This is a genomic window from Burkholderia sp. L-4 (assembly GCF_056856535.1).
On the sequence record NZ_JBXEOX010000003.1, the window covers coordinates 296,286 to 315,435 of the forward strand.

At 66.1% G+C, this 19,150-nt stretch carries 14 protein-coding genes; 7 read left to right on the plus strand and 7 right to left on the minus strand.

The window, feature by feature from the left end; genetic code table 11:
* Positions 1-284 precede the first annotated feature (284 nt).
* Both AC1VVG_RS31855 and AC1VVG_RS31860 read left to right on the plus strand, forming a co-directional pair.
* On the plus strand, positions 285-4,802 hold the full coding sequence (locus AC1VVG_RS31855; RefSeq protein ID WP_482837428.1) for a YadA-like family protein: 4,518 nt from the start codon (positions 285-287) through the stop codon (positions 4,800-4,802).
* A gap of 44 nt (positions 4,803-4,846) precedes the next feature.
* Positions 4,847-5,242, plus strand: a complete 396-nt coding sequence (locus AC1VVG_RS31860; RefSeq protein WP_049035342.1) for an outer membrane protein assembly factor BamE — start codon at positions 4,847-4,849, stop codon at positions 5,240-5,242.
* Between the two features lie 79 nt (positions 5,243-5,321).
* On the opposite strand, the gene AC1VVG_RS31865 is transcribed toward AC1VVG_RS31860, so the two are convergent.
* A complete protein-coding gene (locus AC1VVG_RS31865) occupies positions 5,322-5,510 on the minus strand; it encodes a hypothetical protein (protein WP_034192021.1) in 189 nt (62 codons plus the stop codon).
* Positions 5,511-5,672: 162 nt separating this feature from the next.
* On the opposite strand from AC1VVG_RS31865, the gene AC1VVG_RS31870 reads away from it, so the two are divergent.
* On the plus strand, positions 5,673-5,891 hold the full coding sequence (locus AC1VVG_RS31870) for a DUF3820 family protein (RefSeq protein WP_034192020.1): 219 nt from the start codon (positions 5,673-5,675) through the stop codon (positions 5,889-5,891).
* A 223-nt stretch (positions 5,892-6,114) separates the two neighbouring features.
* Positions 6,115-12,009, plus strand: a complete 5,895-nt coding sequence (gene uvrA, locus AC1VVG_RS31875) for an excinuclease ABC subunit UvrA (RefSeq protein WP_482837429.1) — start codon at positions 6,115-6,117, stop codon at positions 12,007-12,009.
* Positions 12,010-12,088: 79 nt separating this feature from the next.
* Here the strand turns inward: uvrA and AC1VVG_RS31880 are convergent, their stop codons facing one another.
* The 3 genes from AC1VVG_RS31880 to AC1VVG_RS31890 all read right to left on the minus strand — a co-directional run bounded on the left by AC1VVG_RS31880 (position 12,089) and on the right by AC1VVG_RS31890 (position 14,390).
* On the minus strand, positions 12,089-12,823 hold the full coding sequence (locus AC1VVG_RS31880) for an ABC transporter substrate-binding protein (protein ID WP_482837430.1): 735 nt from the start codon (positions 12,821-12,823) through the stop codon (positions 12,089-12,091).
* A gap of 110 nt (positions 12,824-12,933) precedes the next feature.
* Positions 12,934-13,416, minus strand: coding sequence for a cupin domain-containing protein (locus tag AC1VVG_RS31885; RefSeq protein WP_034191798.1), 483 nt, complete (start codon positions 13,414-13,416; stop codon positions 12,934-12,936).
* A gap of 65 nt (positions 13,417-13,481) precedes the next feature.
* Complete coding sequence (locus AC1VVG_RS31890; RefSeq protein ID WP_482837431.1) at positions 13,482-14,390, minus strand: alpha/beta fold hydrolase; 909 nt, start codon at positions 14,388-14,390, stop codon at positions 13,482-13,484.
* Between the two features lie 88 nt (positions 14,391-14,478).
* On the opposite strand from AC1VVG_RS31890, the gene AC1VVG_RS31895 reads away from it, so the two are divergent.
* The 3 genes from AC1VVG_RS31895 to AC1VVG_RS31905 all read left to right on the plus strand — a co-directional run bounded on the left by AC1VVG_RS31895 (position 14,479) and on the right by AC1VVG_RS31905 (position 16,308).
* Entirely contained in the window at positions 14,479-14,865 is a 387-nt protein-coding gene (locus AC1VVG_RS31895) for a MerR family transcriptional regulator (RefSeq protein WP_034191796.1), read from the plus strand.
* Positions 14,866-14,899: 34 nt separating this feature from the next.
* Positions 14,900-15,136 carry a hypothetical protein gene (locus AC1VVG_RS31900; protein WP_482837432.1) on the plus strand — a complete coding sequence of 79 codons (237 nt, stop codon included), beginning with the start codon at positions 14,900-14,902 and terminating at the stop codon, positions 15,134-15,136.
* A 302-nt stretch (positions 15,137-15,438) separates the two neighbouring features.
* Positions 15,439-16,308 (plus strand): hypothetical protein, encoded by an 870-nt coding sequence (locus AC1VVG_RS31905; protein ID WP_482837433.1) that lies wholly within the window; start codon positions 15,439-15,441, stop codon positions 16,306-16,308.
* A gap of 526 nt (positions 16,309-16,834) precedes the next feature.
* Here the strand turns inward: AC1VVG_RS31905 and AC1VVG_RS31910 are convergent.
* The 3 genes from AC1VVG_RS31910 to AC1VVG_RS31920 form a co-directional block, all read right to left on the minus strand.
* The gene (locus AC1VVG_RS31910) at positions 16,835-17,755 is read right to left on the minus strand and encodes a LysR family transcriptional regulator (RefSeq protein WP_482837434.1); all 921 of its coding nucleotides are present in this window, start codon (positions 17,753-17,755) and stop codon (positions 16,835-16,837) included.
* Between the two features lie 554 nt (positions 17,756-18,309).
* Positions 18,310-18,525, minus strand: coding sequence for a hypothetical protein (locus AC1VVG_RS31915; protein ID WP_124608743.1), 216 nt, complete (start codon positions 18,523-18,525; stop codon positions 18,310-18,312).
* 139 nt (positions 18,526-18,664) lie between these two features.
* Entirely contained in the window at positions 18,665-19,126 is a 462-nt protein-coding gene (locus AC1VVG_RS31920; RefSeq protein WP_185732850.1) for a hypothetical protein, read from the minus strand.
* Between the last annotated feature and the right edge of the window lie 24 nt (positions 19,127-19,150).

Genomic DNA, 19,150 nt, shown 5'->3' on the forward strand with positions numbered 1-19,150 from the left:
ATGCGCGGGGCAGCGTGCCGCCGTCTTCGCGTGCCATCGGCTTCCATGATCCGATAACCGGCGAGTGCCGCCGCGCAGCGTGCCGACGCGCGCGTGCGGCGTGCCGTCGCGCGATCGCCGTGGCGATCGTGATTGCCGAGCAGCGTTGTTCGATCGTTTAGTTAGCTATCCAAAGTGAATCGCGAAGCGTCGCGACACGGGCGAGGAGGCGGGCCGATGCATCGTCGCTTGCCGTCGCGCTCGCTGCTGCGTCATCCAGCACATGAGAACCGAGGGAACACAAGATGAACAAGTCGTTCAAGTCGATCTGGAACGAAGCACTGGGGGCCTGGGTCGCGGCGTCCGAGCTTGACCGTGCGCGCGGCAAGCGGGTTGCGTCGTCGGCAGTCAGGTCCGGGCATGCCGCGAGCGAGGGCGCCGCGAGCCGCGCGGGCCGGTCTTCGATGCCGTCGCCGCGGCGATTGGCCGTGCTGATGGCGTCAACTTATCTTGCGTTGTTCCATGCGGGCGCGCACGCGCAGTATGCGCAGGATGGCGGCTCCGCGACCGGCGGCGTGAGCTCGATCTCGATCGGCGTCGGGTCGAGTGCCGCGCAGCAGAATTCCACCGCGCTGGGCAACCTGTCGACGGCGCAGGGCGTGTCGGCCACCGCGCTGGGGCCGGGCGCGCATGCGATGGCGGACGGTTCGACGGCCGTCGGCATCAATTCGCAGGCGACCGGTGTCAATAGCGCGGCGTTCGGTGTGCAGGCGATCGGGTCGGGCGCGTTTTCGGTTGCCGTCGGGAATGCAACGCAGGCGACGCAGTCCGGTACGGTGGCGATCGGCAGTGGCGCGACCGCGAGCGGCACGTCCGCCATCGGGCTCGGGAACAATGCGACGGCCTCCGGTCAGAGTGCGGCTGCGCTCGGACTCGGCGCCGTTTCGTCGGGTATCGGCAGCGTCGCGCTTGGTTTTTCGGCGCAGGCGACCAATCAGGGCGCGGTTGCGCTCGGCAACCAGTCGACGAGTTCCGGCGCTGCCGGTGTCGCGGTGGGCAGCGGTGCGCTGACGACCGGCAATTCGTCGATCGCGATGGGTGTCAACAGCGGCGCGAAGGGTGCAACGTCGATCGCGATCGGCTGGGGCGGCACGGCCGGCGTACCGGGCTCGGGCACGCAGTCGCTCGGCACCAGTTCGATCGCGCTCGGCTCCGCCACGACTGCGGGCGCCGATCAGGCAATGGCACTCGGCCTGAGCGCCAATGCGTCGGGCGTCAGCTCGATCGCGGCCGGCGTGCAGTCGACCGCGACGCAGCAGTTCGCCGTCGCGCTCGGCAATCTCGCGCGCAGCAGCGGCATTTCGGCGACCGCACTCGGGTCCGGCGCGACGGCGTCGGCCACGAATGCGACGGCGGTCGGTATCAATAGCGTCGCGGCGGCGAGTTCGACCGTGGCGATCGGCGATTCCAACTCGGTCGCCGCGGCGGCCGGTGCCGGTTCGGTCGCCGGCGGCTACGGCTCGAAGGTGCTGGGCGGTACCGGCGCAGTCGCGCTCGGCTTCGGCCAGACCGTGAGCGGCAACGGCGCGGTAGCGATCGGCGATCCGAGCACCGCGATCGGCACGGGCGCGGTCACGCTGGGGGCGAACAACACCGCGAACGGCGACGGGGCGGTGGCGATCGGCAATACCAACAACGCGCAGGGCACTGGTTCCCTCGCGCTCGGCAATACGTCGACGGCAGCAGCAGCGGGGGCGGTCGCGTTCGGCGCCTCGGCCGTGGCGAACAATGCGAACGATGTCGCGCTCGGCTCGGGCTCGACGACGGCCGCGCCGAATCCGACGGCCAGCGCGGTGATCGGCGGTGTCACGTACAACTTCAACGGTACGTCGCCGACCAGCGTCGTCAGCGTCGGCGCGGCGGGTACCGAGCGCCAGATCATCAACGTCGCGGCCGGACGGATCAGTTCGTCGAGCACGGACGCGATCAACGGCTCGCAACTGGCCGCGACGAACCTGGCGGTCGATTCGCTGTCGACGTCGACGGCATCGAGCATCACGTCGTTGTCGACCTCGACGTCCACCGGGTTGTCGTCGGCAACCAGCGCGATTTCGTCGCTGTCGACGGGCCTGAGCTCGACCAACAGCACGGTGACGTCGCTGTCGACGTCGACCTCCACCGGGTTGTCGTCGGCGAACAGCGCGATCACGTCGCTGTCCACGTCGACGTCGACGGGCATCACGTCGCTGTCGACGGGCCTGAGTTCGACCAACAGCACGGTGACGTCGCTGTCGACGTCGACGTCCACCGGGTTGTCTTCGGCAAACAGCGCGATCACGTCGTTGTCGACCTCGACGTCGACGGGCATCACGTCACTGTCGACGGGCCTGAGTTCGACCAACAGCACGGTGACGTCACTGTCGACCTCGACGTCGACGGGCATCAGCTCGCTGTCTACCGGCCTGAGTTCGACCAACAGTTCGGTGACGTCGCTGTCCACCGGATTGAGCTCGACCAACAGCGCGGTCACGTCGTTGTCGACCTCCACGTCGACCGTCGTCGGGTCGTTGTCGACGGGCCTGAGTTCGACCAACAGTTCGGTCACGTCGCTGTCGACGTCGACCTCGACGGTCGTCGGTTCGCTGTCCACCGGCCTGAGTTCGACCAACAGCTCGGTCACATCGCTGTCGACGTCGACGTCAACGGGCATCACGTCGCTGTCCACCGGCCTGTCGAGCACGAACAGCACGGTCACGTCGCTGTCGACCTCCACGTCGACGATCGTCGGTTCGTTGTCCACCGGCGTCGCGTCGCTGTCCACCGGCCTGAGCACGACGAACAGCAGCGTGACGTCGCTGTCGACGGCCACGTCGTCGAGTATCGGCTCACTGTCCACCGGCCTCAGTTCGACGACCAGCTCGATCTCGTCGCTGTCGACGTCGACGTCGACGACCGTCGGCTCGCTGTCCACCGGCCTGTCGAGCACGAACAGCAACCTGACGTCGCTGTCCACCGCGACGTCGACGGGCATCGGCTCGCTGTCGACGGGCCTCAGCTCGATCGCGTCGAACAACACCAACCTCGGCAACAGCACGGCAGGTGCGATCGGCGGCGGCGCGACCTACGACCCGACGACCGGCACGATCTCCGCGCCGTCGTACGTGACGTACAACAGCGACGGCACGACGACGGTCAACAACAATGTCGGTTCGGCGGTCGACAACATCAACGCGCACGGCATCAAGTACTTCCACGCGAACTCGACCGCGCCGGACAGCCAGGCGCTCGGACCCGACAGTGTCGCGATCGGCCCGAACGCCGTGTCGAAGGTCGACGGCAGCATCGCGCTCGGCGCCGGCTCGGTGGCCGACCGCGCGACGGTGCCGGCATCCGGCACGATTCGCAACGGCAGCGCGTCGATTCCGTTCAATACGACCGACCAGACGCTGCTCGGCGCGGTGTCGGTCGGCGACGCGACGAGCAAGACGTACCGCCAGATCACCAACGTCGCGGACGGCACCGGCCAGCAGGATGCGGTTACCGTGCGACAGCTGGCGGGCGCGCTGCAATCGTTCGCCGTCACCAGCACGAAGTACTTCCACGCGAACTCGACGGCCGTGGATTCGCTCGCGGTCGGCGCGGAATCGGTCGCGGTCGGCCCGACGACGGTCGTCAACGGCGACAACGGCGTGGGCATCGGCAACGGCGCGATCGTCGATGCCACCGCGCCGGGCGGCGTCGCGATCGGGCAGGCGGCGAGCGTCGCGCAGGCCGATGCGATCGCGCTCGGCAGCGGGGCGACGGCCACCGGCGCGCAGTCCGTCGCGCAGGGCGCGAACGCGGTCGCGGCGAGCGTGGGCAGCGTCGCGCTCGGGTCGGGCGCGCACGCCACGGCGACCGATGCGCTCGCGTTCGGCGCCGGCGCGTCGGCGACCTATGCGAACAGCGTCGCGCTCGGCGCGGGTTCGCTGACCACGGTCGGCGCGCAGACGAACTACATCGCGTACGGCCTGAGCAGCCCGCAGTCGTCGGCCGGCGAGGTCAACATCGGCAACCGGCAGATCACCGGCCTCGCGGCCGGCAAGAACGGCACCGATGCGGTGAACGTGTCGCAGCTCGACTCGGTCGCCAACCAGTTGACGACGCTGATCAACCAGCGCACGTCGAACCTCGGCGGCTCGTACACGACGAATCCGAGCGGCACGAACGTGCCGCCGGGCTCGACCGGGTCGAACTCGTCGGCGGGCGGCTCGGGCGCGGTCGCATCGGGCTCGAACAGCACGGCGGTCGGCAACGGGGCGCTCGCATCGGGCAACGGCTCGACCGCGATCGGCGTCGGGTCGACCGCGTCCGGCAGCAATTCGGCCGCGATCGGCACGGGCAGCAACGACGGCGGCCGCTCGAACGTCGTGGCGGTCGGCTCCGCGGATTCGGCGCGCCAGGTCGTCAACGTCGCGGCCGGCACGCAGGGCACCGACGCGGTCAACGTGAACCAGCTGAACGCGAGCGTCGGCAACACGCTGTCGCAGGCGAACAGCTACACGGACGGTCAGGTCGCGAGCTTGCGCAACAGCCTCGACAGCTACCGCCGCGATGCGGACGGCGGCACGGCGACGGCGATGGCCGTCGCCGGCCTGCCGCAGCCGTCCGGCCCCGGCAAGAGCATGGTCGCACTGGCCGGCAGCGTGTATCGCGGCCAGTCGGGGCAGGCGCTGGGCATCTCGACGATTTCGGAGAACAACCACTGGATCTACAAGGCGGCCGTCTCGACCAACACGCGCGGCACGTATGGCGCGGTGGTCGGTGCCGGGTATCAGTGGTGAGCCGCGGCGCGCGCCGTTTCCCTTCCATTCAGACAATGGCAAACATGAACGCAAATCTTGCAAAGTTCGCGGCCGCCGCACTGGTCGCCGCCGCCGGCCTGACCGGATGCGCCACGCAGCAGGGCGATCCGCCGTTCCCGTCGCCCGATACGGCCACACTGCCCGAAGGCACGTATCCGAATCTCGCGAACCTGGCGCAGGTGCAGCCGGGCGTGACGAAGAACCAGCTGTACGAACTGCTCGGCCCGCCGCATTTCCACGAGTGGATCTTCCACGTGCGGACGTGGAACTACCTGTTCCAGTTCCGCGACGCGGGGAAGGTCGCGACCTGCCAGTATCAGGTGCAGTTCGATTCGGATAGCCGCGTCGCGAAGACGCGGTGGGACAAGCCGGAGTGCGAGGCCTTCGGCGGGAAGGGGGCGGCGGGCAACGCAGGCTGACGCGGCACGGCCGGCTCTCGGGCCGGGCGGCGGGCGTCGATGGCGCAGGGTCCATCGGCGCCCGCCACCGGGCGTCGGGTCAGTGCCTGAGCACGCACACGGCCACGATTTCGTACCCGGGGTCGGCATGCACGTGCGCCGCCTTTTCCGCTTCCTCATACGAACGAAACGACGTGGCATCTTCAACCGCCGGTGCCATGCCGATATCGCCATCCTCGGCGGTGCAGAGGAACTGCTCGCCGGTCTTCACGACGTAGACGGACAACATGACGCCCTCCATCGTTTGCAGGGGGAATTCCAGTCTAGCAGGCCGGAAAAGGGGCGCGGGCGGTTCGTGGCGGCCTGTTCGCGAGGCCGCGGCCGGCGGGTTTGCCGCGTGCCGCATCGGCCCGGCGCGCGACACGGGCCCAAAGGCGTGCACAATACGCGGATGCAGACCGCCGACCTCGCACACCTCGTCACCGTCACCATGCCCTTTGGCAAGTACAAGGGCCGGCTCATCGCCGACCTGCCCGGGCCTTATCTCAACTGGCTGGCCCGTGAAGGCTTCCCGCGCGGCGAAATCGGCCGGCAGCTGGCGCTGATGCACGAAATCGATCACAACGGCCTGAGGGACTTGCTGGAACCGTTGCGCACGCGTTCGTCGTGAGCGACGCCGCTTTCGCCAGGGCGCTTGCCGGCCGTTCCCCGGCCGCCTGCCCATGACGCCCGCAGGGTCGTCATGGAAAACTGTATGAATATACAGTATAGTACCCGTCGAACTCGAGCCGCACAGGTGCAACCCTTGCGGCGCGTGCGCCGCGCCTGCGGATATCCGCCGCAGCGTTCCGGCACCGTGAATTCCGGCTAACTCATTCAGACGGGCAGGCAAATTGTCATCCAGCAATCTGATCCGCATTCGCGGAGCACGTCAGCACAACCTCAAGAACCTCGATCTCGACCTGCGCACCGGCGAAATGACGGTCGTCACGGGCCCGTCGGGCTCCGGCAAGTCGAGTCTCGTGTTCGACACGCTGTATGCGGAAGGGCAGCGGCGCTACGTCGAAACCTTCAGCGCGTACGCACGCCAGTTCCTCGACCGGATGGACCGCCCGCAGGTCGAGCGCGTCGACGGCGTGCCGCCCGCGATCGCGATCGACCAGACCAACCCGGTCCGCAGTTCGCGTTCGACCGTCGGCACGATGACCGAGCTGAACGATCACCTGAAGCTGCTGTACGCGCGCGCGGCCGAGCTGTTCGACCGCCAGACCGCGCGGCAGGTGCGGCACGACACGCCGGAAACGATCTACGCGGATCTCGTCGCCCGCACGCGGGCGGACGATCCGCGCGTCGTCGTCACGTTCCCGGTCGAATTGCCGGAAGCGGTGTCCGACGAGGAAATCGCGCAGTGGCTGTCCGCGAGCGGCTATACGCGCGTGCAGGCGCAGCGTGAAGTCGCGTCGCCCACCGGGCCGCGCAAGATGCTCGACGTGGTGGCCGACCGCTTCCGCGTGCAGGAGGCCGACAAGGTGCGCGTGGTCGAGGCGATCGAGGCGTCGCTGAAGCGCGGCGGCGGCCGCGTGAACGTATACGTGCTGGCCCCCGAGGCCGAACATGCGGTCGCCGAGCCGCAGGTGTGGCGCTTCTCCACCGGGCTGCACGATCCCGACAGCGACCTGCGCTACGCGGAACCGCAGGCGGCGCTGTTCTCGTTCAACTCGGCGTACGGCGCGTGCGAAACCTGCCGCGGCTTCGGCCGCGTGATCGGCGTCGATCTCGGCCTCGTGATTCCAGACGCGCGCAAGACGCTGCGCGGCGGCGCGATCAAGCCGATGCAGACCCCCGCATGGAAAGAGTGCCAGGACGACCTGATGCGCTACGCGGCGAAGGCCGGCATCCGCCGCGACGTGGCGTGGTCCGAGCTGACCGACGCCGAACGCGACTGGGTCGTCAACGGTTCGCCGGACTGGAACGGCAAGTGGCAGAGCCAGTGGTACGGCGTGAAGCGCTTCTTCGGCTATCTCGAATCGAAAGCGTACAAGATGCATATCCGCGTGCTGCTGTCGAAATACCGCAGTTACACGCCGTGCGACGTGTGCGGCGGCGCGCGCCTGAAGACGGAATCGCTGCAATGGCGGCTCGGCTCGAAAGAGAATGCCGACGGCGTGCTCGCGCCGGCCGAGCGCTTCATGCCGCGCGGCGTCGACTGGAGCCGCGCGCAGCTCGAGGCGCTGCCGGGCCTGACCGTGCACGACCTGATGCTGCTGCCGATCGAGCGCATCCGGCGCTTTTTCGACGGCATCAGCCTGCCGAGCGCGCTGCTCGACGATGCGCTGAAGCTGCTGCTCGCCGAGGTGCGCACGCGCCTGAAATACCTGTGCGACGTGGGGCTCGGCTACCTGACGCTCGACCGGCAGAGCCGCACGCTGTCGGGCGGCGAGGTGCAGCGGATCAACCTGACGACGGCGCTCGGCACGTCGCTGACCAAAACCCTGTTCGTCCTCGACGAACCGAGCATCGGGCTGCATCCGCGCGATCTGACACGGATCGTCGAGGCGATGCAGCGGCTGCGCGACGCGGGCAATACGCTGGTCGTCGTCGAGCACGATCCGTCGGTGATGCTCGCGGCCGACCGGCTGATCGACATGGGGCCGGGTCCGGGCGAGCGCGGCGGCACGATCGTCTACGACGGCACGCCGGCCGACATCCGTTCCGCGCCCACGCTGACCGGCGAGTATCTCGGCGGCCGCAAGCAGGTCGCGCACGCGTCGAACTGGGCGCGCCGGGCGGTCGACGCGCATACGCCGCGCATCGTGCTCGAAGGCGCGAGCGAACACAACCTGCGCGACGTGACGGTCGAGATTCCGCTGCAGCGGCTCGTCTGCGTGACGGGCGTGTCCGGTTCCGGCAAATCGACGCTGCTGCAGGACGTGCTGTATCCGGCGATGGCGCGGCACCACGGCAAGGCGACCGAGTCGCCGGGCGCGTACCGCAGCCTGACGGGCGCGGACCAGGTCGGCGACGTCGTGTTCGTCGACCAGTCGCCGATCGGCAAGACCACGCGCTCGAACCCGGCGAGCTACGTCGGCGCGTTCGACGAGATCCGCAAGCTGTTCGCGAAGGCGCCGCTCGCGCTGCAGCGCGGCTACGGCGCCGGCACGTTCAGCTTCAACTCGGGCGACGGCCGGTGCCCGACCTGCGGCGGCTCGGGCTTCGAGCACATCGAGATGCAGTTCCTGAGCGACGTGTACCTGCGCTGCCCGGACTGCGACGGCAGCCGCTACCGCGCCGAGATCCTCGAGGTGCGCATCGAGCGCGACGGCCGTGCGCTGAACATCGCCGACGTGCTCGACCTGACCGTCAGCGAGGCGGCCGCGTTCTTCGCGACCGACGCCGAGGTGCTGCGCGTGCTGCAGCCGATCGTCGACGTCGGCCTCGAATACGTGAAGCTCGGCCAGCCGGTGCCGACGCTGTCGGGCGGCGAGGCGCAGCGCCTGAAGCTCGCCGGCTTCCTCGCCGAATCCGCGGCGGCGGCCAACGGGCGCCGGGTCGCGACGGAAGAGGCGCGCATCGCGCGCGCGAAGCTGTTCATGTTCGACGAGCCGACCACCGGGCTGCACTTCGACGACATCGCGAAGCTGATGCAGGCGTTCGGCAAGCTGCTCGCGGCCGGCCATTCGCTGATCGTGATCGAGCACAACCTCGACGTGATCCGCGCGGCCGACTGGCTGATCGATCTCGGCCCGGAAGGCGGCGACGGCGGCGGCCTCGTGCTGTGCGCGGGCACGCCCGACGACGTGAAGGCCTGCGCCGAATCGCACACGGGCGTCGCGCTGCTGCAGTACGATCGCGCGATGGACGCCGAGGCGGCGCTCGCCGACGAAGGCGTGCCGCTGCAGGCCGTGCTGAACGCCGCGCGCGAGCGCCGTGCGATCGAGGGCGAGGACGTCGTGCGGATCGTCAACGCGCGCGAGCACAACCTGAAGGCGCTCGACGTCGACATTCCGCACGGCAAGTTCAACGTGATCACCGGCGTGTCGGGTTCCGGCAAGTCGACGCTCGCGTTCGACATCCTGTTCCACGAAGGCCAGCGCCGCTACCTCGAATCGCTGAACGCGTATGCACGCTCGATCGTGCAGCCGGCCGGGCGGCCCGAAGTCGACGCGGTGTACGGCATTCCGCCGACCGTCGCGATCGAGCAGCGGCTGTCGCGCGGCGGGCGCAAGAGCACGGTCGCGACCACCTCCGAAGTGTGGCACTTTCTGCGGCTGCTGTACGTGAAGCTCGGCCTGCAGCATTGCATCCACGACGGCACGCCGGTCACGTCGCAATCCGTCGAATCGATCGCCGCGCAGCTGCTGCGCGATCATCGCGGCGAGCACGTCGGATTGCTCGCGCCGCTCGTCGTGAACCGCAAGGGGGTGTACACCGATCTCGCGAAGTGGGCGAAGGCGCGCGGCAGCACGCATCTGCGTGTCGACGGCGAGTTCGTGCCGGTCGATCCGTGGCCGAAGCTCGACCGCTTCCGCGAGCACACGATCGAATTGCCGGTCGCCGATATCGTCGTGTCGCCGGACAACGAAGCCGAATTGCGCCGCAGGCTCGACGAGACGCTCGAGCTCGGCAAGGGCGTGATGCATCTGCTCGCGCCGCTCGACGGGCTGCACGATGCGATGCGGAACGACCATTCGACCGCGCGCGTCGGCACGGTCAAGGTGCTGTCGGTCAAGCGTGCGTGCCCGGTATGCGGCACGAGCTATCCGGAGCTGGACCCGCGAATGTTCTCGTACAACAGCAAGCACGGCTGGTGCACGACCTGCGTCGGCACCGGCGTCACGCTTACGCGCGAACAACGCGCTGCGTACGACGACACGGTACTCGCCGAGGACGGCCGCGGCCGCGAGCAGACGCTGCCGTCGGACGAGCAGGAACCGGAAGGCGTCGGCAACGAGCCGTGCCCGGACTGCGGCGGGACGCGGCTGAACCCGACCGCTCGCGCGGTCACGTTCGACGCGCATCCGATCGTCGAGGTCGCGCAGTGGACGGTGTCGGACACGCGCCGCTGGATCGACGCGCTCGAACTCACCGGGCGCGACGCGCAGATCGCGCGCGACATCGTCAGCGAGATCGGCAGCCGCCTCGCATTCCTCGAGGAAGTCGGGCTCGGTTACCTGAGCCTCGACCGTGCGGCGCCGAGCCTGTCGGGCGGCGAAGCGCAGCGCATCCGGCTCGCCGCGCAGCTCGGCAGCAACCTGCAGGGCGTGTGCTACGTGCTCGACGAGCCGACGATCGGCCTGCATCCGCGCGACAACCAGATCCTGCTCGACGCGCTGCGCAAGCTCGGCGACAAGGGCAATACGCTCGTCGTCGTCGAACACGACGAGGACACGATCCGTCGCGCCGATCACATCATCGACATCGGCCCCGGCGCCGGCAAGCGCGGCGGTGCGCTGGTCGCGCAGGGCGCGGTCGCCGATCTCGCCGCGCAGGCCGACTCGGTCACGGGTCGGCTGCTCGCGCGGCCGATGACGCATCCGGTGCAGCCGCGCCGTAGCGTGGGCCTGCCGGGCAAGAAGGGCGGCGCGGCCGTGCCGGAAGCGTGGCTGACCGTGCACGGTGCGCGGCTGCACAACCTGCGCGACGTCACGGTCGGCATTCCGCTCGCGCGGCTCGTCGCGGTGACGGGTGTCAGCGGCTCGGGCAAGTCGACGCTTGCGCGCGACGTGCTGATGACGAACCTGCTCGACGCGGTCGGCCGCTCGGTGCTGTCGTCGCCCGCCACACGGCGCGCACGCAAGGCCGCGCAGCAGGACGCGCCGGCGGCCAACCGCCGCTCGAGCGTGCTCGCACGCAGCGCGCCGCGGCCGTCGCTGAACGTCACGCACGCGTGGCAGGGCTGCGCGTCGCTGAGCGGCTGGGAGCAGATCGATCGCGTGCTCGAAGTCGACCAGACGCCGATCGGCAAGACACCGCGTTCGTGTCCGGCCACCTACATCGGCGTGTGGGACACGATCCGCAAGCTGTTCGCGGACACCCTGGAGGCGCGTGCGCGCGGCTATACGGCATCGCGGTTCTCGTTCAATACCGGCGACGGGCGCTGCCCGGCGTGCGAAGGGCAAGGCGTGCGCACGATCGGCATGAGTTTCCTGCCCGACGTGAAGGTGCCGTGCGACGTGTGTCACGGCCAGCGTTTCAATCCGGAGACGCTCGCCGTCACGTGGCGCGGCCGGAACATCGGCGACGTGCTGACGATGGAGATCGACGAGGCGGTGGAATTCTTCGCGCCGATCTCGAACATCGCGCATCCGCTGCAGTTGATGAAGGACGTCGGGCTCGGCTACCTGACGCTCGGCCAGCCGTCACCGACGTTGTCCGGCGGCGAGGCGCAGCGCATCAAGCTGGTCACCGAGCTGACGAAGGTGCGCGACGACATCACGCGGCGTGGCCAGAAGGCGCCGCATACGCTGTACGTGCTCGACGAACCGACGGTCGGCCTGCACATGGCGGACGTCGCGAAGCTGATCCGCGTGCTGCACCGGCTCGTCGATGCGGGGCATAGCGTCGTCGTGATCGAGCATGATCTCGACGTGATCGCGGAAGCCGACTGGATCATCGACCTCGGGCCGGAGGGCGGTGTGGGCGGCGGCACGATCGTCGCGGCGGCGCCGCCCGAAGCGCTCGTGAAGGTCGGCGCGAGCCATACGGGGCAGGCGCTCAAGCCGGTGCTGGCGCGCACGAGTTCGGATGAGGGGGAAGCCGAGCGCGAGGGAGAGGCGCGCGTCGGTTGAGCGCGGGGCTTCCATTCGGTCGACGGCCGCGGTGTCTTGCCGGACACCGCGGCCGTTTCATTTCGTCATGCGCGTCCGGTCAGGCGGCCGGGGCGACGGACGCGCCCGTGATACCGTGCCGACGCAGCGATTCGGCGACGAAGCCCGACGCCTTCATGTCCTGGACGAAGGCGTTCAACACCGCGGCGGCGGCTTCGCCGCGGCTCTTCGGTACGCCCATCGCCTGCCGGATCTCCATGAAGCGCGCGTCGAGCAGGCGCAGGCCGGTCGTCTTCGCGGCGTCGGCTTCGAGCTGCTGCTTCACGCCGGCGGCGACTTCCAGATGCTGTTCGAGAAACGTCGGCACGACGGCCTGCGATGTCGGTGCGCGCACGATCCGGGCGGCTTTCAGTTCGCGCGTGAGGAACAGGTCGTACGCGCTGCCCTTGCCGACGGCCACGCGGTTGTGCGGCTGGTCGACGTCCGCGTTGGTGCGGATCGGCGATGCGTCGGGCACGAGGTAGAAGCCTTCGATCAGCACGTACGGTGCGGTGAACGCAACCGTTTCACCGCGCAGCGGATCGACCGCGAAGAAGCCGAAATCGGCGCGTTCTTCAGTCAGCGCCTGCACCGATTGGCCGGCGGTGTCGAATACGACGAGTTCCAGCTCGGCCGACAGGCGCTCGGCGAATGCGCGCGCGAGGTCGATCGAGACGCCGAATGGTTCGCCGGTCGCCGGATCCCGGTTCGCGAGGATCGGGTTGCCGAGGTTGATCGACGCGCGGAGCTTGCCGGTAGGGGTGAAGGCGGAGCGGACGGAGGAAGCGATGGGCATGACGGGCTCTCGTTGGGGCGTGGGCGGGCGGATGCGATTGCGTACCGCCTCGCAGCTTATCACCAGCCCCGGGCCCGGGCCGGTATGCCGCGGGCGAGCCGCTGCAAACGTCAGTCCGGCATCCCGTCATGGGGGCCGAGTGGCCTGTCGGGCCAGTCGACCCAGCGATCCGCGCGGGTCCGCTCATAGGCCTCGTTGAGCGGGTAGCGAATGCGGTTGTCGTCGCGCGGGCGTTCGCCGATCACCATCAACCGGACTTCGTCCTTCGTATTGTTGATGAAGGTGTGGCAGATGCCGGTACCCGCGGGAAACGCGACCGAATCGCCTTCGGCGACCGGATGAAGCACGCCGTCGATCCAGACGTCGGGCTTGCCTTCGAGCACGTACACGAATTCCTGCTCGGTGCTTTCGGCATGCGGGTACGATGTCCGCCGGCCCGGAAGCAGCCTCACGTGATGAATACCGATGCGCGTGATGCCGAGCGCGGCGGAAAGCGGGGCATCCAGTGCCATCGGCTCGGTATCGCCGCGATAGCAATGCGCATCGGGTTCTTCGAGTTCGGTCCAGTGCTTGATGAAATCGGGGCGGCTCATCGGCGGTTCTCCGTGGGGACGAACATCGATGGTAGCGGTTTGGCGTCCGCGCGGACACGGTTTGCTCAGTGCGTTGCGACACGGTCGACGAAATCAGCCAGATCGCGATTGAAGCGCGCCGGTTCCTCGATGAAAGGCGCATGGCCCGAGTTCGCGTACAGCCGGATTTGAACGCGCGGCGCAATGGCCTTGGCACGGGCGATCGCCCCGTGGGTGTTCACCAGCGCGTCGCGTTCGCCATAGAGCAGCAGCACCGGCACGCGGGTGTTGCCGAGGCCTTCGGCCGCCGCCACCGTCATCGACGGCACCGCGCGCTGCATGTCCCATGAAGCCATCGCCGCGTTCGCGAGCAGCCGGTCGGCCGTGGCGGTGTCGGGTTGCGTGTGGAAGCACTGGCCGAGAAATGCGCGTTCGCCATCGAGGTGCGTCTTCAGGTCCGCGGAGATCATGTCGCGATAGATGTCCGCATGGGCGACGAGCTGGTCCGCCTTCAGTTCGATCACTCCGTCGACGTAGACGGCTCCCGCGATCCGGCTATCGCCATGAGCGGCCAGGTAGTTCGAGATGACGGCGCCGCCCAGCGACCATCCGACCAGTACCGGACGGTTCGCATGCGATGACGCAATGACGGCGGCGAGATCGTCCGCCCAGCGCCGCCCGTCGAGATAGGCGGCGGTTCCCGCCGGCTTGCCGGACAGGCCGTGGCCGCGCAGGTCGTACGTGATGATGCGATACCGCTGAAGCAGCGCGCTGTCGACCTGTGCATCCCAGTTCAGATGACTGCCGAGCAAGCCGTGAATCAGCACGATCGCCGGCCCGGACGGGTTTCCCGATTCCTGGACGGCAAGGGTGACGCCGTCCGGCGCGGTCACCGTATAGTTTGTTGTCGCGGCGCCGGCCGTCGATATCACCGCAAGCGCGGCGAGCATGGCCGCCAGTGTCGAAAGCACGTGACGCAAGAGGGTATGGGGCATGATCGGTGTTCGAGAATCGTTGAGATGCCCACGAGTTTCAACCCTGACACTGATGTGAGGGTCAAGCGAAAGCTGCTATGCTTTTTCCATGACTCGATCTCCCGGACAAAACCTGCTGACCATTGGCGAGCTTGCGCGCCAGACCGGCGCAAGCGTGCGCTCGATCCGTCATTACGACGAGCAGGGGCTGCTCACGTCCGTTCGCGCGAGCAATGGTTACCGCGCGTTTCCTGCCGCAGCGGTGACGCAGGTCAGGCAGATTCAGCGGATGATCGCAACGGGTTTCAGTCTGGCCGAGATTCGTTCGTTTCCCGACTGCATGCGCATGATCGAAGGCGCGGGCGCATGCCCTGAAACCACTGATGCCCAGCGCAAACGACTGGCGTCGATCGAACGTCAGATCGCGGATCTCGAACGCCGTCGCGCGCGGTTGCTCAAGACCTTGGCCGAGGGGGCCGTGCCGCCGTTGGATTGATGTCCGGGAATGAGCGGGCAGGCCAGTGCTCATCATGCAGGGATTGCAGGATCTTCAGGTGGGCTCCGCGGATGCGCAACGGTTGAAACAGGCAAATCCCGGCGTTGAACTCGTGCTTGTCGCCGACGCCAACCACGTACTCAAAGCGGTACATACGGCTGACCGTCGAGCCAACCTCGCGGCTTATTCTGATCCCGATCTCCCGTTGGCGGACGGTATCGTCGAAAGGATTGCCGCGTTCGTGTGGAAATCAACGACCGGGCAGCGGTAGGTAGTCGAATGATCGTCCATTGGCATTGCCTGTGCGTCTAAGTGGATCGGCAAGTCGATGCGCGAGGATGAGCGTCCGCTTTCATAATCTTGATGGTCGCTTCAGGGGGCGGTAGCGGTTCTGTACATCTGTCGGCTGCCGGCCACTTGCAGCCATTCGCCCACATGCTTTGGAGGACAATCCACTGACCGCTCTACCTACGGCAGCGGACCGTTGTTTCCCGAGCTCGTCGTGAGGTCGGCCAACCTTGAACGCGAAAACATCGCGCGAAGGCATAATCGTGACTGTGCCGGTACCAAACGGTGAATGCGATGACCGAGGGGCGCCTAGTACTAAAACTGGACGATGAATTTCGTCATCTTGCGTCGTACGCGCTTGAAGACGATGGGTCGTTATACCTTTTTTTGGTTCGAGAAGGCACTAACGACCATAGTTTACTGCATGAGGTTGGGCAAGAGGGACTGACCAAGGTCGACTTCGAAGGGCGGCGACCAAAGACGAAGAAAATCTCGTACCACGCGTCAGGCCTCATTAGGTACCACAACGCTGATCACCAGAAAGTGTTCCGTGAGCCGTTGTGCGCGGTATCAACCGTCAACCCGATTGTCGCTTACGTTATCCCCTCTGTGCAAAAACTGGATAGATTAGAAGGTACCCGCGATAGCGATTTCGTTTTCGAGCTTGAAACGGACAGCCGCATGCAGTTTTCATTCTGCGTGACGCCGTGGCAGCACGTGCCGTCGTGCAATCACGCTGCGATTCGTTTCCACAACTTATTTGCACTTGTCGTCGAAATTGGTGGACCCGTAATCGAGTTGCCGAAAGAGCTAGCGCAGCACGTAACTACTTGCGCGACCAAAGAGGGATTTCCCGTGCCGTTACTTGACGAGCCGACGGCTTTTACACGCTTCCACCAACAGATGAATCAAACGCAGAGTTTGATCTTGTACTCGCCCAACGCGAAGGGCGAGTATCGGCTAGTTTGCGCAGTACCTATGCGAATTCCTCCTTCGCTCGAAATTCGCTTTGTCGACAAGTCCTACACTGCCGAGACGCTTCCGCCGCATCCAAAGCGCGGCACGGTAGAAGTCAGATTTCGGGTAAAAGGCAAAGGTGGCTACATTCGACAAGAGGTGCCCATTGAATTTTTAGCCTTGGACGCAAGATTGTAGACGCCGAACTGATCTCGTCAACCTCCTTTCCGCCCCCTTCCGAATGGCCGCCGCACTTTGGGAGCGGCCATTCAAATCGTAGTGGTTTCAATGGCGGGTCGGGGCCGCAAGGAGCCTTTCGCCCCGGCTCCGCGCGGACACTCGATGTTGTGCGGGGTTACTTGCAGACATCGCCGAACGGCATGATAACGAGATGCCTGCGTATCACGACAGCATGCCTGCGCAGCCAAACTCAGGCTCCGCCGAACGCGTGACCGCGACTGTCCGCCGTGCAAGTGCGTCCCGGGCGAGTTGACACCTATCGGCGTGCAGCTTCACGCAGCGATGCAGCTGGTCGGTCCCGAACGGCGACCTGATGGCGCGTTATACCCGTCGCGCCGATATCGGGGGCACGACGCGATGCGTTTATCGTTCGAGGCGCTCACGTTGCTACGACCACGTATCACGCGCGCCTCGACGTATTTTCCGAGCATCCTGTCTTCCCCATCCAGCGAGTCGACGCCGAGGTGTGAGACGGGCATTTGCTTCAGGTAGCGATGCCGCGCGCACTGAAAAGCCCGGATATCAGATCGATCTGATCCAATCGTTCAATCCACCATCTCGACGCACGCCCCGTCTTATCCTCCCGCCAGCCGAGGTAGCAGTTTGTGTGCGCCCGCACGCCTGTTACCTGGCGCTCGACGAGCTTGCCCTGCCGTATCAACTCGTCGGCGACAGGCGCGGGCAGCATGCCGACGGCAATGCCTTCGCAAAGGAGGTCGATTTTGGCGGCCAGGTTCGGTACGACGATGACCGGTTGTCCGTCATGAATGGCCACCGATCTCGGCTCGAGGTCACGCGATGTATCGCTGATGACGACGCCGCGGTGACTTGAAATTGCGCTGCTGTCGAGTGGCTTTTCGTTCGCGGCAAGCGGATGATAAGGCGCCACGACAAAAACGTGACGTAGCAGGCCGATCGGCCTTGCTGCAATGTTGGGCGCGTGTGGCGGTTCTCCCGCGGCGCCGATCGCGATATCCGCACGCCCCGTCACAAGCGCGTCCCACACGCCACCGAGCACTTCGGTCGATAAACGCAGCCGTGTCGTCATCTTCAGTTCGTAGAACGCACGCACGTGCGGCCACAACGAAGGCAACGGGAGAATATCGTCGACGCACAGCCTGAGCTCAGCCTCCCAACCCGCATGGACACTTCGAACCTTGCTCTCCAGATCCTGCCCGGCTCGCAGCAAATGACGACCGTCCTCCACGAGCAGTCTCCCCGCCTCCGTCATCTGCGCGCGCCGGCCGTTGCGATCAAACAGGGCGACGCCAAGATCAGCCTCGGCCTTTTTCACCAGATAAGTCAATGCCGACGGTACGCGATGAAGCAGCACGGCCGCTTCCGCGAACGTTCCCGCCCGGTCTATGGCATCGAGCACTTCGATAACTTCAAACGACAATTTCAAAGCGATTACCTGTGAGATACGCCGCTGATGATCGACGCAGGGCTTGGGGTGTCGTTGGTCGAGACTTCCCTCGCGGCTGCGGGGCCGCCATTTTGGCAGCCGCCACGACGCTTTGCCACTGATTCCTCGGATCACGCACGTCAGCCCGGCTGGACTTTGGGTCACTGATACGAGGTGTTCAGGGACGGAAGCGTCGGTCACAAGTTTATCAACGCCGGAAGTCAATCCATGCGGATTCGAAGGGCGGTAGCAGGATGGCGGCGCCCACGTCCGGCTCTGTGCGGCCAGAAGCCGCCAGTCGCCAGTGGCTGCTTGCAGGTAGACAAGCCAGCTGTTTCTTGGCGAGGCGGCTCGTCGTCAGCGCGTCTGCTAGCCGCAGCTAACACATTGATCCGAGCACCGCTCACTCGCTGGTTCGGATCTGGAAGTCGGACTTGTCTAGTTGGATGTGCTGGCCGTCGTCCGGCAATGCATGCTTCGCTTTGAAGGTTGATTGGAGTATTGCATCCAGACGTGAAAACTCAAGCGGGCTTTCCGTGCCGGAGACGACAAGTTCAGGTGCCCGGACTTGTGACAATCGCGGCCAGCGCTTGACCACCATCACATCGGGCAGTGTCTTGGTTGGGAAGGATGTGATTGCTGGATGCGATCAGTTTGAATCCGCATCCCACCGAACGAGGAACCGTGATGCCCCAATGCCAACCTCCATCTTGTTCGAACACATGGAGGGCGGGCAGGGACTGGCTCAGTGCTGGTGAAGAAGTCGTCATGGCGTGCTCTCCCGTCATGGGGCGACTGAGGGGCTACTGCTTCTAAGGCGAAAATTCAGTCGACGGAAGTTCACGCTGCAACGCAATATCGGGAGTGTTGCGAATGCGTCAGTGCGTCAGTCGCCACAATTTTGAAATATTAATGTGCGGATTGAGAATAGCTGGCATATTGATCTGACGATAGGGATTTTCCGGAGGCGTCATGGATTGCGGCCTGCTTGTATGGGCAGGAGTACCGCATAACAGCGATGGGGTGGTTTTTCAGGTTCGCGTGCGGCGCGGATTTCAGCGCTTTCATCTCCCGCGGACGGTGCTTGAGAGGGCGTTCGATCTGGAGAGATTGTTGTCCGATGCGCGACAGCTCGCGTGTTTTTATGAACACTTGGGCGCGATCCTGGTTGTCGCGCGGAAGACGCGCTCGAACGCAAAGGCGGATACAGTTCCACTGAGCGTTTCCGATTTCACTCGAGTCGTCAAAACGGGGATCCAGCAGGATTCGCGGACGGTCGCGCGATGAGCGTAGGCGAAAACGACGAGCGTAGGTCTTGGCGAAGATTGCACTGCCGGCCGTTGTCACGTCAGGCGCAGGTGTGGCACGCACGCGATCTCTCGAAGTTCGCCTTCC

Bases quoted from the DNA above. Each gene is read 5' to 3' on its own strand.
- AC1VVG_RS31865 (WP_034192021.1), bottom strand. From the start codon at position 5,510: ATGTTGTCCGTCTACGTCGTGAAGACCGGCGAGCAGTTCCTCTGCACC.
- AC1VVG_RS31885 (WP_034191798.1), bottom strand. From the start codon at position 13,416: ATGAGCCGCCCCGATTTCATCAAGCACTGGACCGAACTCGAAGAACCC.
- AC1VVG_RS31880 (WP_482837430.1), bottom strand. From the start codon at position 12,823: ATGCCCATCGCTTCCTCCGTCCGCTCCGCCTTCACCCCTACCGGCAAG.
- AC1VVG_RS31890 (WP_482837431.1), bottom strand. From the start codon at position 14,390: ATGCCCCATACCCTCTTGCGTCACGTGCTTTCGACACTGGCGGCCATG.
- AC1VVG_RS31855 (WP_482837428.1), top strand. From the start codon at position 285: ATGAACAAGTCGTTCAAGTCGATCTGGAACGAAGCACTGGGGGCCTGG.
- AC1VVG_RS31900 (WP_482837432.1), top strand. From the start codon at position 14,900: ATGCAGGGATTGCAGGATCTTCAGGTGGGCTCCGCGGATGCGCAACGG.
- AC1VVG_RS31870 (WP_034192020.1), top strand. From the start codon at position 5,673: ATGCAGACCGCCGACCTCGCACACCTCGTCACCGTCACCATGCCCTTT.
- AC1VVG_RS31860 (WP_049035342.1), top strand. From the start codon at position 4,847: ATGAACGCAAATCTTGCAAAGTTCGCGGCCGCCGCACTGGTCGCCGCC.
- AC1VVG_RS31915 (WP_124608743.1), bottom strand. From the start codon at position 18,525: ATGACGACTTCTTCACCAGCACTGAGCCAGTCCCTGCCCGCCCTCCAT.
- AC1VVG_RS31895 (WP_034191796.1), top strand. From the start codon at position 14,479: ATGACTCGATCTCCCGGACAAAACCTGCTGACCATTGGCGAGCTTGCG.